A 12,768-nucleotide genomic window follows, 5' to 3' on the forward strand; every position below is an offset into this window, starting at 1 on the left:
CTCCCGACCCGATGCACGACCCGACGAGAGGCACCACCAATGGCTGACTATCTGGACGGCGAAGCCGCCCTCTACACCCTGCTGAACGGTCTGCAGCTGACCGACGACGAGGGCAACCCGCTCGAGCACGATGGGCAGCCGCTCGAGCCGACGACGACGTTCCTCGAGCTGCCGGCGGACACCTCGGAGCGGGCGGCCGCCGGCAAGGTACTGATCTACGTCTACCGCGCCGGCTGGTCCGATGACCAGAAGGAGACCGAGGGGCACGACCGGATCGGCGTCGACGTCCACGGGCCGTCGCGTGACGTGGTCGTCGCGGTGTCGCAGGGCATCGAGGTGATGCTCGTCGACAACTACTTCGACGTGCCGGGGGTCGGGTTCATCGACGACGTGCGGCGCGACTCGAGGTGGCGGCGGGTGCCAGCGCCGGGCCGCCACCAGCAGACGCAGGCGATCTTCCGGCTGATCTCACGGCCGGACTGACCTGCCGGCCACCCGGTCGGCGGGCAACCCACCACTGCCCCGTGTGGGGCGAACCAACGCCCTGAAAGGGGAGATTCATCATGCCCACCATCGACGAGCTGCGGTCGGCGTCGGAGACGACCCGACTGATCCTCAAGATGCGCACGGTTCTGATCTTCGCCGCCGTCGTGCGGCCGGGTCAGCCGGCACCGCCCATGATCGAGGCGCTGACCGACGAGTCGGGGCAGTTCCTGCCGCTGCCGCTCGCCTACCAGCGCGGCGCGATCGGCCACATCGACAAGGGCGCCGGCATCGAGTTCCCGCGCGAGGTCTCCCAGCAGGAGGCCGAGAGCCACAACTCGGGGTCGCCGACCCGCAAGGACACCGACAACGACGTCAAGTCGGTGACGTTCACCGCGCAGGAGACGCGCCGCAGCGTGCTCGAGCTCGCACTCGGCATCGACCTGTCGAACGTGCTGCGCGGCGAGAACGGCGAGGTCGTGATCGACCACCCGGACCTGCCGGACGACCTGCAGGTGCGGCTGCTCGTGATCGGCTACGACCCGAAGTACCGGGTCGCCGCCGGCAAGTTCTTCCCCAACTTCTCCCCGAAGGACTTCCCGACCCTGGCGTGGAAGCGCGACGAGGTCCTGTCCTACGCGATCGCCGGCGACGCGCTGCCCGACGACCAGCTCGGCACCGCGGTCCGGGACTTCCCGATCGCCGGTCCCGGCGCGGTGGAGTTCCGTCACCTGTTCGGCTTCGCGGCCGCGCCGGTGCCGTGGGCCGCCGACACCGACTTCGTCATGACCGACCGGGTCACCCTCGCCGGCGGGCAGGTGCTCGAGGCCACCGAGGGCGGCACCTCGGACGCTGTCGAGCCGGCCGCGCCGGAGGTCGGCGCGACCGTCGAGGACGGCACCGTCACCTGGGTGCGCGTCAGCTGACGCACCCCTACTGAGCCGCCGGTGGGCGGCGGCACCTCGTCGGGTGGTGCCGTCGCCCACCGGCCATGACCAACGGCTACCCGACACCCCCGACCCGACACGCCCCCGAGGAGGGACCGCACGTCATGGCACGCAAGCACTACACCCGAGGCGAGAGCCTGATCAGCACCACCGCCCCGCACGAGCAGACGCGTCTGCGCTCGCGCGGGTACACCGAGCACGCCGACCTGCAGGACGCGCTCGCCGCGTTCGAGCTGGCCAAGGAGACCGCGCGCCTCGAGAGGGTCGCCGCCCGCGACGCCGCCCTCGGTCGTCTCGCCCCGGCGGTCGACGACGACGAGCCGGCCGACGACCGTCCCGCCCGCTCGGCGTCGAAGGTCGAGTGGCGCGACTACGCGACCGGCCACGGCATCGACGTGGCCGCCGCCGAGAGCGCGACCCGCGACCAGCTCGCCGCGTTCTACCACGACGGCACCCCGCTCGCCGCCGACTGACCCAACCCGACCCCCGCACCACCTCACACAGAAGGACTAACCCGACATGGCGAAGACCAGCGACAAGCCCGGCTACCGCACCTCGACCGGCGCCCTGATCAAGAAGGCCGAGCAGCGGCGCAAGGAGCCGTTCGTGCTCGACCTCGGCGACGACGGGAAGGTGACGTGGCCGGACCCGATGCAGATGCGTCCCCGGGCCGCCGAGAAGTTCCTGATCGATATGTTCACGACCTCGGTCATCGAGGGACTGACGTCGTGGCTCAAGGGTGAGGACCTCGAGCGGTTCGAGAAGGCGCTCGACGATGACAAGCACTTCCCGGACTACGCCTCGCTCGTGCAGCTGCAGACCGACCTGCAGGAGCACTACGAGTCGGTCTTCGGCCGCGTGGGGGAAGGGAACGCCTCGCGCAGCTGATCGACCGCTTCGAGGCGCCGCTCGCCGCTGATCTGCTGCAGGTCTACGGCGTGGTGCTGTCGAAGTGGGTCAGCCGCCCGCACCGCTGGCGGGAGCTCGTCGACCTGATCGACGAACTCCCGTCGGCGTGCCGGCTGCGCGGGGCGATCCTCAACGACCCGGAGGAGGCCGCGGCGATCGTCGCGGAGGAGGAGAGCCGGCAGCAGGACGACATGGCTGCAGCGCTCGGGCTCGTCGACGACGAGGACGGCGACCCTGACCGCGCTTCCCCGACGGTCAAGGCGCCCTCGTGGCGGCCGCGTGACAGTGAGTGGGACGTGCACGCGATCGCGCTCGCGAAGATCGACGCGACGCTGCTCAACCTGTCGTCGAAGATCCTCAAGCCGAAGGGGCACCGCGCCCCGCCGGCCGAGGCGTACCTGCCGGCGCCGCGCACGCTCGTCGACGATCTGCGGGATCTGGCTGACCGGTCGGCATACGAGCAGGGCATGTCTGTCTTCGCGCCGGACGTCGCCGCCTGACCCCACCCCGTGACCACCTCTCGTTCTGAGCGGAAGGGGAGGTGGTCACGGGTGGCGATCGTTGGGGCTGCAGGTATCGAGGTCCGGCCGGACATGCGGACGTGGAACCGGGACGTCCGTAAGGAGGTCACCGGCCCGCATATGTCCCGGATCGGGCACGAGGGCGGCAGCGCGGTCGCCGGCGGGTTCCAGCGGGGCGCCGCCCGGATCACCGGGTTCCTCGGCAACGTCGCGAAGGCCGGCGTCGCGACCCTCGTCGGCGCGACCGCGGCGTCCGGGGCGGTCGGGATCCGCACCGCTGCGCAGCTCGAGACCGCGCAGATCGCCTTCGAGACGATGCTCGGGTCGGGGGAGAAGGCTCGCGCGTTCCTGGGGGAGCTGCAGACCTTCGCGGCGAAGACGCCGTTCGACCTGCCCGGGCTGCAGAAGTCCGCGCAGTCGCTGATCTCGATCGGCATCGAGTCCGACAAGGTCATCCCGATCATGACGACCCTCGGCAACGTCACGTCGGGCATGGGCACCGGGGCCGAGGGCGTGCAGCGGGCGACCGTCGCGATCCAGCAGATGAACGCCGCCGGCCGGATCGGCGCGGAGGACCTCAACCAGCTGCGCGACGCCGGCATCCCCGTCTTCGACCTGCTGACCGCTGCCACGGGCAAGACGACCGCGCAGATCGCGGAAATGGCCGGCAAGGGCGAGCTCGGACGCAAGGAGCTCGAGCAGCTCATGTCCGCCCTCGAGAGCGGCAAGGGCCTCGAGCGCTTCGACGGCATGATGGAGAAGCAGTCGGCGTCGCTCGCCGGGCTGTGGAGCACCCTCAAGGACACGTTCTCGGTCGGCATGGCGCAGGCTGTGCAGCCGGCGCTGCCGCTGATCAAGCAGGGGCTCGGCGGGGCGATCACCTTCCTGAGCGACCGGGTCGTCCCCGCAGCAACGATGGCCATGTCCGAGCTCGTCGGCGGGGTGAAGGCGTTCGCTGCCGCGTGGCGCTACAACGACGGCGAGGTCACCTCGAGTGGCTTCCCCGGGTTCATGGAGCGGCTCGCCTACGTCGCCCGGCAGACCTTCGACGAGATCCGCGGCGGGATCCGCGCCTTCGGCGCCGCGTGGCGCTACAACGACGGCGAGGTCACCTCGAGTGGCTTCCCCGGGTTCATGGAGCGGGCAGGGTATGCCGCCCGGCAGGTCTTCGACTACCTGCGCAGCGACGGGATCCCCGCGGCTCGTGAGCTGTGGGCGCAGATCAAGCAGCTCGACTTCTCGGGGCTCGCGGCCGCGCTGTCTGGCTTCGCCGGCAGCGCTCGCGAGACCGCCCCTTCGCTCAAGCAGATCGCCGCGGAGGCAGGGCCGCAGCTGCAGTCGGTCCTCGACCGGACGCAGCAGGTCCTCGGCTTCGTCGCCGACAACATCGGGCTCGTCACGAAGGCGATCCCTGGGCTACTGGTGGCATTCGCCGGGTGGAAGACCCTGCAGGCCGCCAACAACCTGCTCGGCCGGCAGTCGGCTATCGGGATGGGTCTGCAGGTCACCTCGACCCTGTCCCTCGCAGCGAGCAACCGGGCGCTCGCGGCGAGTCAGAAGTCGGTCGCGGCGTCGCAGACAACCGCGAACGTGGCGAGCAACGCGGGCACCGCGACCCGGTCCCGGATGACCGTCGCGACGATCGCCTCGACGGTCGCGGAGAAGGCGAAGACCGCCGCGCTGAAGGCCGGCGCGATCGCGCAGCGTGCCCTCAACCTCGTGATGCGGGCGAACCCGCTCGGGATCGTCCTCACCGCGGTGACCGCGCTCGTCGGCGGGCTCGTCCTCCTCTACAACAAGAACGAGACCGTCCGCCGGATCGTGAACCGCGTATGGTCCTCGGTCCGGTCCGCGATCAGCGGGGTCGTCTCGTGGTGGACTGACAAGGCGTGGCCGTCGCTGCGCTCGAGCCTCGGCTCGTTCGGGTCGAAGGTGACCTCGGTCTACCGCGACCACGTGAAGCCGGGCTTCGACAAGGTGAAGTCGGTCATCGCCGGCACCTGGGACTCGGCGCGCGGCAAGCTCAACGCCTTCAAGGACGGGCTCTCGTCGCTCGGCCGCCGGTTCCGGTCGGTCAAGGACGGGATCTCTGACACGTGGTCGGGCATCGTCCGCTCGGTCGCCGGCCCGATCGCGTCGGTCGTCCGCTTCGTGAACGACCGCTTCCTCGGTCCCCTCGAGCGGGCGATCAACAAGATCCCCGGCGTCAACGTCAAGCTGCCGACGATCCCGGTCCCGAGCGTGCCCTCGTCGGGCTCGGGAGGGTCCGGCGGTGGCCGTCCCCGGCAGGCGCTCGCCGGTGGCGGCGTCATCCTCCCGGGGTGGTCGCCGGGCGTCGACAACATGCAGTTCTACTCGCCGCAGTTCGGTCGACTCGACCTGTCCGGCGGCGAGGGGATCATGGTCCCCGAGTGGGTGCGCGCGGTCGGTCCGAAGGCGATCGCCGCGATGAACGCGGCCGCTCGGGCTGGCCGGCTCAACGGGGTGCGCGGCGCGATGGGCTTCGCCCGGGGCGGTGTGTTCCCGGGCCGGTCCGGCGGGTCTGTCGGCGACACGTTGTCGTCGGCGGGCCGCTTCGTGCTCGACATGCTGACGAACCCGGGCCGGGCGCTCAAGAGGCTCGCGGACCGGCTGCTGTCGGGCATCGGCGGGTCGTGGCCGGCGAAGGGCATCGTCGGGCTGGCCAAGCACGCCATGTCCGGGCTCGCGTCGCACGTCAAGGGTCTGTTCTCGTCCGGTGGTAGCGGCGGTGGCTCGCGCCCCGCGAAGGGTCTGCCGTGGCAGACGCTGTGGCAGATGGTCAAGGCGGCCGCGCCCGAGGCGATCCTGACCTCGGCGTTCCGCCCGGGCGCCCGCACCGCGGGCTACGGCAACACGTCGATGCACGCTCTTGGGCGCGCGATCGACGTCGCCAGCAGCAACATGCGGGCGACGTTCATGCGGATCAAGGGTCTGCTGCCGTGGACCGAGCTGATCCACACCCCGATGCGCGGGCTGCAGATGCACAACGGCCGCAACTACCTCGAGACGAACCCGACCACGATGCGGATGCACAACGACCACATTCACGCCGCGTTCCGGCGTGGTGGTGTGGTGCCTCTCGCGCCGCGGCTCGCGGACTCGGGTGCGGTGCTGTCCCCGGGCGACCACTGGATCCGCAACCGCACCAACCACGCGGAGATCATCAACCCGCGGGTGCACGACGTCGGACCCTCGGCGAGCGACCTGCGGGACCTGATCGCCGAGCTCGAGGAGGTCCTCGAGGACGCCGTCGAGAAGGGCGCCTATCGGGGCACCAAGGACGGCGTCGAGGGACGCCGGCGGGCAGCGGCACGAGCCGCTCGAGCAGCTGCGGGCGGGGGTGGTCGCTGACATGGTCACGAAGACCGAGACCGGGTCGTTCCAGACGATCGCGTCCTACAATCGGGTAGCGGCACGCCTCACGCTCGAGGTCCGCTTCCCGGGCGGCGCGCTCGACCCGACCGACACGCAGTGCACGGTGTCGTGGGAGCTGCGGGCCGTCAAGCACGGGCAGGACGTCAACGGCTCGTCGGTCTCGGGCAGCGACGACTGGTTCGTCTCGGGCGGCGCTTCGGCGTCGGGGAACCGGTCGTGGTCGCTGAGCTCGCCGGGCGCGAACACGCTCATCGCGTCCGGCTCGACGACGGTCTCGCTCGGGACCTCGTCGAAGTCGTTCAGCATGGCCGGCCGGATCCGCGACGCCGGCCCGTCGGGCAAGGACCTGACGGTGTCGGTGTCGGTCACGATCCCGCGTCGGGTGTATGCCAAGCCGGCCACCCCGACCGGGCTCGCCGCGACCCGGGTGTCGGACTCCCGGGCGAACCTGACCGCCGACTTCTCCCCCACGTCGACGGCACCGATCACCCGCGTGGAGTGGGGACGGTCGTCGCTGACCTCGGGCGGGTGGGAGCCGCTGCGGTCGCTGTCGGGCAGCTCGGAGTCCTACGCCGACACCACCCTCGAGCCGAGCTCGTTCTACCGCTACCGGGTGCGCGTCGGCAACGCCGACCACTGGTCGGATTGGGAGTACGACGACGCCGGCTCGTCGATCTGGACGACCCCGGCACGGTCGACGTCCGCGCCGACCGCTCGACGTGACTCGCAGCAGCGGGTGGTGCTGACCTTGCCCCCCGTCGCGGCGATCGCCGACCGGGTCGCGATCTGGCACATCGAGGATGACGTGCTCGACACGTCGGCGCCGATCCGCACGGTCAACGCAGGCACCAGCACGACGACCTTCTCGGACCTCAACAACACGGCGACGCACGCCTTCTCGGTCTCGGCGATCGCACCGAACGACCTGCAGTCGTCGCGCTCGCCGGTGTCGAACACGGTGCAGCTGCTGGCGCCGCCGCTCGCGCCGGTGTGGTTGGGCCCGGAGTACGGGGCCGGCCGCGCCGTGGACGCCGACGAGGACACGGTCGTGCAGTTCGAGCACCTGCCGGTCGACTCGTCGGTGCAGACCGCCTACGAGTGGGAGTGGAAGCAGGGCGCGGGTCTCTACGTCTCATCGGGCAAGGTCGCCTCGACCGAGTCCTCGTTCGTGGTGCCCGCGGGGACGTGGGACAACGCGGCCGGCTCGGTCACGGTCCGGCTGTTCACATGGGGCGCTCACGCGGACCGGTCGCAGGTGCGGCAGGTGACGCTCAACCTCTCGTCGCGGCCGTCGGTGCTGATCGACTACGACGGTTCGCCGTGGCCGTCGTCGCTGCTCGAGCTGCCGGTGACCTTCGCCGACCCCGAGGGGTCCGGCATGTCCGCGTGGCGGGCGTGGCTCATGCGCGACGAGGACGTCGTCGACGAGGTCTCGGGCCTCGGCCACACGGACTCGGTCGCCTTCGGCGAGGTCGTGCACGACGGCGCGCAGTACGTGGTGCGGTTCACCGCCCGGGACGGCGCCGGGCTGTGGGCACCCGAGACCTCGCAGGTCGTGCCGGTGCAGTACGCGCTGCCGCCGACGTCGGTCCTCGAGGCAGTGTGGGACCCCGTCGAGGGTGTCACCACGCTGTCGTGGTCGACGCCAGCGCCCGAGGAGGGGCAGGCCGAGCCGGTGGCGGTGCTCGTGCAGCGCGCCGAGCTGGGCCGGTGGGTGACGTTGGGTGGTGGCCAGCTGCCGACCGAGGGCGTCGTGACGGACACGATCACCCCGACCGGCACGGTCGTCGCGTTCCGGGCGGTGACGGTCTCGAGCCTGCCGTCCGAGGCGGTCGCCGAACCGGTCGAGGTGGACACCCCGACGAAGTTCGTCTTCCTCAACTACGGGCCGGGGTTCTCCCGCATGGCGCGCTTCTGGGCGGACCTGTCCGTCGCGCAGGGATACGGCCGGCAGAAGGAGCTCAAGGACGCCGCCGGCCGCCCCGACCCGGTCGAGTTCGCCGGCAGCCGACGGCGACGCACCGCGGCGCTGTCGACGAAGGTGTTCGCCCCGAACCGCCGCCCCGACCTGTCGTCGAGCTTCGAGGAGCTGATCGCGGTCTCGGACGCGGCGGCGCCGGTCTGCTACCGCGACCCCGAGGGGCTGCGCATGTTCGTGTCGACCGGCGACGTCGACGAGGCGGACCACCTGCGCAAGCCGCAGCGGCCGGTGACGCTGCCGATGACCCGCGTCGGGTGGAGGGAGTGAGGTCGCATGAAGGGGTTGTCGTGGTTCATCCCGGAGCAGCGCCAGCACCCCCCGTCGCTCGAGGCGTTCGCCGGGTCCCGTGAGGACTGGTGGACGTGGGAGCAGCTGTCGTGGTCCGAGCGGACGGTCGGCGAGCTCGGCAGCGTCGAGGCCGGGCTCGGCGTCGTCGCGGACGGCGCCGGCGAGCTGTCGTTCGTCGTGGGTCGGGAGATCCGCGGCGAAGGTTCCCTCGAGTGGCACGGGCCCGCCGGCGAGCAGCCGGACTGGTCACGGATCAAGGTGCGGCCGTGGTATCACGCGGTCTTCCCGGACGGGTCGGTATGGGCTACCCCGATGGGGGTCTTCCTCACCGCGACCCCGTCGGCGACGCACGACTCGGGGTGGGTGACCGTCCCCGTCGACCTCTACGACAAGACGCTGCTGCTCGCCCGCGACCGCATGGACCGGGTCGAGTCGCTGCCCGCCGGCACGGACGCCGTCGCGGCGATCGAGGCGATCGTCGCGGCGTCGACCGGCGACCCTGTCAACATCGACCCGGGCGAGCACACCCTGCGCTCGCAGATGACGTGGGATCAGGGCACGTCGCGGCTGCGGCAGGTCAACGACCTGCTCGACGCGATCGGCTACTTCTCCCTCTACGCCGACATGATGGGCGCGTTCACCGCGACCCGCTACGTGCGGACCGAGGATCGGCCGGTCGTCGACCGCTACGTCGACGGCGAGGGGTGCACCTACGCCGACGGGTTCACGATCACCGCGGACGACTTCGACGTCCCGAACAAGGTCATCGTCAACTCTCGCCCGGAGGAGGGCAGCGACGAGGTTCTGACCGCGGTCGCGACGGTCGACGAGATATTCGGCACGCAGCACCGTCTGTCGTTCGCGCAGCGCGGCTTCTGGGTCGTCGACCCGGAGGTCGAGGAGGTCGACGCGACCGACCAGGACGCGCTCGAGGTCATCGCCCGCCGGCGGCTCGAGGCGGGCCTCGAGGTGGCGACGTCGCTTCCGCTCGACCACTTCCCCTCGCCGGCGTCCCTCAACGACGTGGTGCGGTTCTCCAACGGTCCGGGCGGCGTCAACTTCCTGGGCGTCCGGCAGGGGCTGCAGGTGCCGACCACCTCGGGCGCGTGGTGGACCTCGACGATCCGGCGGATCGCCTCGGAGGACCTCGCCACGACGAACGGGCCGCAGCCGGTGATGTTCACGTGAGCGGCATCGACGACATGGGCGCTGAGGAGCTGCGACAGCTCGTCCGGCAGCTGGTGCGCGCCGCGACGCCGTCCCGGTGGTGGGCGAAGGTCGCGAGCACCTCCCCCCTGGAGATCACTCGCGCAGGCCAGCCGGCGCCGGTGCCCGTGGCGCGCTGCCTCGTGGCCGGGCTGCAGGTGGGCGACCTCGTCCTCGCCGAGATCGACGGCACCGAGCTGCGCGTGATCGGCAAGCACCACACCTACTGAGGAGGTCACCTACGTGAGCACGTTCCAGGGCGGCACCGCCTATGACACCTACACGCTGGCGCCGGCCGGGGTCGGGATCCCCGCGAAGATCACCGACTACTTCACGGGCGCGGTGCTCACCCCGGACGAGCCGGTGAAGACGACCAAGAACGGCGCCTACCGGACGTTCCGGATCAGCACCACCTCGGGCTACGAGGTGCACGTCGTATGGGTCGAGTTCCCGGGTGTCGAGCCGCAGCTGCAGGTCTCGGTCGAGCAGCAGGCATCCGCTGGTCTGTCCGGCCGGCTGACCGGCAGCGTGCCCACCGAGGCCGAGCTGCCGGACGTGGGCACCCTCGGCGACGCCTACGTCACCGAGGACGACCTCGACCTCTACGTGTGGACGCAGAACGGCGGTTTCGTGCGCGTCGGGTCGATGCGGGGACCGGGCGCCACCGACGCCGATATCGCGAGCATCCTCGCCGCCGAGGAGTCGCAGGCGAACGCTGCCGCCCGCACCCTCGCGCAGCAGGTCGTCGGTCTCATCGCGCCGGAGAACGACGCCCGCGCGGTCGGCAAGGACGAGATCGCCCGCAACATGCTCGACCACGGGGTCAAGGGCGACGGGGTGACCGACGACACTGCCGCGATCAACGACAACCTCGCCCAAGGCGGCCACTGGCTGTTCCCTGGGGATCGCACGTACAAGATCACGGGTCCCATCCGGGGCACCAAGTCGCAGACGGTCGTGGAGACGCGAGCGGGCACCGTGTTCGAGGTCTTCGTCGGCTACGCGGGCGACGTCCTGCTGATCGGCGACACCCTGACGCAGATCATCAAGCTCAAGTTCCTCGGTCCGGCGCAGGTGCGCGAGCCGGGCAAGTCCGGCGGTGCGTCGACCGTGCCGGGCAGCTGGACGTTCGTCCACTTCTTCGGCAACCAGACCGGTGTCACGGACGTGGAGGTCGAGTGGGAGGCGTTCTGGCCACACCGCCGCGCCTACTACGAGACCACCGGTCTCGGGTGGGTCAACGGGACCCGGATCACGGGGAACTCGTGGTATCCGCGGGTCATGCTCGAGTGCAACAAGAACGGGTCGTCTGCGGTCGGCTTCGCCGGCAACACGTGGACCGACATCGTCTCGCAGTGCGGGCAGCACACGACGCACGTCACGAAGGGGCTCACGGGCCGCGGGTGGACGTTTAAGGACGTCTCCCCGTGGGATATCGGCCACAACCCGGCTGCGGTCTCGCTCGACGTCGACGCCGACGCGAAGTCGATCGTCATCATCGGCGGTCTCATGACGACGCAGAACGTGCAGAACCGCGCCGCGTCCGGCGAGGTGACGATCATCGACCAGTCGACGCTACCCCCGTGGTCGACGCGCGCGGTCGTCGGAGCGTCCGGCATGATCGCGGACACCACGCACCCCGCGTCACCGACGCTGGTCCGTCGCACGCAGGTGCTGTGCTGGCAGCTCGCCGACGGGGTGATCTCGGGCAACGCCTTCTCGCTGCAGGTCCCGCCGCGCGCGACCAAGGCGACGGTCGTGCTGCACATGGCGGGGGTCGGCGGCGTGAGCGGCAGCGTTCGTATGGCCGTCGTCCTCGCGTCGGCCGCCGGCGCCGGGACGTCGCTCACCGCACCGTTCACGACGACGTTGGTCACCGCACCGATGGGAGCCGACGACGTGATCGTGGAGGTCCCGCTCCCGGAGCGGGTCACCGTTCCCGGGCAGGTGCTGTCCGTGCGGCCGTACCGGATCGGGACCGACGCGGCCGACACCTACGCCGGCCCGGTCGTGCTCACCGCAGTGACGACCAACTACCGGACGTGACCGTGCGCCCGGACTTCGCCCCCACCGAACGACCTTGAGGAGACCCCGCATGTCCCGTGCCCGCAGCACCTTCGTCACCCTCGAGACCCGAGCCGCCCGCGCGTGGCGGTGGGTTGAGCGTGACAGCTTCCGGGAGACGATCGCGCTTGTCCTCGCGGCGGGTTCGGTCGTCCTCGGGGTCGTCATGATCACGGACCCGGGGCCGTTCGAGCGGCCGACGTTCGCGGTCGCGATGCAGTGGATGCCGGCGCAGACGTGGGGGACGTTCTTCGTCCTCACCGCGGCCGCGATGGGTCTGACGGTCCTCACCAGCCGCCGCGACGCCTATTGGCCGGCGGTGTTCCTGACGGGTCTCTACTGCGGATGGTCCGCCGCGGCGCTCGGATCCACCACCGACCCGACCGTCGTGCTGTCCGCGGTGGTGGTCTACTCGCTGGTCTCGGTGCTGTGCATGATTACCGCGCTGTCCTACTGGCGAGAGTCGAGGCCGTCGCCATGACGAAGCCGCTGACCGTGACCTCACCGGGGCACGCTGTCGCCCGCGCCGGCTACAGCATGGCGTGGCTGCTGGGGATCGCCTACCTGTCCGGGTGGGCCGAGGCGTCGTCCCTCGAGGAGCTGACGGGCAAGGTGTTCGTCGGGGTGTGGGCGATCGGGCTCGGCGCCGCCGGCGCGTGGGGCGTGCTGTCGATCCGCGCCGCGACCTACTCGCGAGGGTCGGCCGTGCCGCTGCTCGCAGCGATGCGCGACGAGGCGTGGTCGGCGACCGGTATCGCGGTCGCGCTGCTGAGCTACGAGGTGGTCATCCTCATGAACATCGGTCTCTTCGACGGCGCTGCGACGCAGATCCTCGTGACCGGGCTCGGTGTCGGTTCCGCATTCCGGGTGCGGCAGATCCGCCGGGAGATCCGCACCGTGCGCGAGTCGCTCGAGCACCCCGTGACCGCCGATCCCGCCCCGCTCGGGAGACCTGACACAGACGAGGGGTGAG

12 protein-coding genes are annotated in these 12,768 nt (G+C 70.8%); all 12 read left to right on the forward strand.

What is annotated here, in order from left to right:
* Positions 1–39: 39 nt before the first annotated feature.
* Positions 40–483 carry a hypothetical protein gene (locus EUS26_RS04600; RefSeq protein WP_130012002.1) on the forward strand — a complete coding sequence of 148 codons (444 nt, stop codon included), beginning with the start codon at positions 40–42 and terminating at the stop codon, positions 481–483.
* A gap of 80 nt (positions 484–563) precedes the next feature.
* Positions 564–1,409, forward strand: coding sequence for a hypothetical protein (locus tag EUS26_RS04605; protein WP_130012003.1), 846 nt, complete (start codon positions 564–566; stop codon positions 1,407–1,409).
* A 125-nt stretch (positions 1,410–1,534) separates the two neighbouring features.
* Entirely contained in the window at positions 1,535–1,903 is a 369-nt protein-coding gene (locus tag EUS26_RS04610; RefSeq protein ID WP_130012004.1) for a hypothetical protein, read from the forward strand.
* Between the two features lie 46 nt (positions 1,904–1,949).
* Positions 1,950–2,318, forward strand: coding sequence for a hypothetical protein (locus EUS26_RS04615; protein WP_130012005.1), 369 nt, complete (start codon positions 1,950–1,952; stop codon positions 2,316–2,318).
* Between the two features lie 50 nt (positions 2,319–2,368).
* On the forward strand, positions 2,369–2,839 hold the full coding sequence (locus EUS26_RS04620; protein ID WP_130012006.1) for a hypothetical protein: 471 nt from the start codon (positions 2,369–2,371) through the stop codon (positions 2,837–2,839).
* A gap of 51 nt (positions 2,840–2,890) precedes the next feature.
* Positions 2,891–6,232: a tape measure protein gene (locus EUS26_RS04625; protein WP_130012007.1), complete on the forward strand. Its 3,342-nt coding sequence runs from the start codon at positions 2,891–2,893 to the stop codon at positions 6,230–6,232.
* Between the two features lies 1 nt (position 6,233).
* A complete protein-coding gene (locus tag EUS26_RS04630) occupies positions 6,234–8,504 on the forward strand; it encodes a fibronectin type III domain-containing protein (protein WP_130012008.1) in 2,271 nt (756 codons plus the stop codon).
* A gap of 6 nt (positions 8,505–8,510) precedes the next feature.
* A complete protein-coding gene (locus EUS26_RS04635) occupies positions 8,511–9,713 on the forward strand; it encodes a hypothetical protein (protein ID WP_130012009.1) in 1,203 nt (400 codons plus the stop codon).
* Entirely contained in the window at positions 9,710–9,961 is a 252-nt protein-coding gene (locus tag EUS26_RS04640; RefSeq protein WP_130012010.1) for a hypothetical protein, read from the forward strand. The genes EUS26_RS04635 and EUS26_RS04640 overlap by 4 nt, the downstream gene beginning before the upstream one ends.
* 13 nt (positions 9,962–9,974) lie before the next feature.
* Positions 9,975–11,777: a hypothetical protein gene (locus EUS26_RS04645; protein WP_130012011.1), complete on the forward strand. Its 1,803-nt coding sequence runs from the start codon at positions 9,975–9,977 to the stop codon at positions 11,775–11,777.
* A 49-nt stretch (positions 11,778–11,826) separates the two neighbouring features.
* Complete coding sequence (locus tag EUS26_RS04650) at positions 11,827–12,276, forward strand: hypothetical protein (protein WP_130012012.1); 450 nt, start codon at positions 11,827–11,829, stop codon at positions 12,274–12,276.
* The gene (locus tag EUS26_RS04655) at positions 12,273–12,767 is read left to right on the forward strand and encodes a hypothetical protein (protein WP_130012013.1); all 495 of its coding nucleotides are present in this window, start codon (positions 12,273–12,275) and stop codon (positions 12,765–12,767) included. Before EUS26_RS04650 ends, EUS26_RS04655 begins: the two co-directional genes overlap by 4 nt.
* Position 12,768 lies beyond the last annotated feature (1 nt).

This window comes from Serinicoccus sediminis, assembly GCF_004153545.1.
GTDB lineage: Bacteria > Actinomycetota > Actinomycetes > Actinomycetales > Dermatophilaceae > Ornithinicoccus > Ornithinicoccus sediminis_A.

Bases quoted from the DNA above. Each gene is read 5' to 3' on its own strand.
- EUS26_RS04600 (WP_130012002.1), top strand. From the start codon at position 40: ATGGCTGACTATCTGGACGGCGAAGCCGCCCTCTACACCCTGCTGAAC.
- EUS26_RS04605 (WP_130012003.1), top strand. From the start codon at position 564: ATGCCCACCATCGACGAGCTGCGGTCGGCGTCGGAGACGACCCGACTG.
- EUS26_RS04610 (WP_130012004.1), top strand. From the start codon at position 1,535: ATGGCACGCAAGCACTACACCCGAGGCGAGAGCCTGATCAGCACCACC.
- EUS26_RS04615 (WP_130012005.1), top strand. From the start codon at position 1,950: ATGGCGAAGACCAGCGACAAGCCCGGCTACCGCACCTCGACCGGCGCC.
- EUS26_RS04630 (WP_130012008.1), top strand. From the start codon at position 6,234: ATGGTCACGAAGACCGAGACCGGGTCGTTCCAGACGATCGCGTCCTAC.
- EUS26_RS04635 (WP_130012009.1), top strand. From the start codon at position 8,511: ATGAAGGGGTTGTCGTGGTTCATCCCGGAGCAGCGCCAGCACCCCCCG.
- EUS26_RS04650 (WP_130012012.1), top strand. From the start codon at position 11,827: ATGTCCCGTGCCCGCAGCACCTTCGTCACCCTCGAGACCCGAGCCGCC.
- EUS26_RS04655 (WP_130012013.1), top strand. From the start codon at position 12,273: ATGACGAAGCCGCTGACCGTGACCTCACCGGGGCACGCTGTCGCCCGC.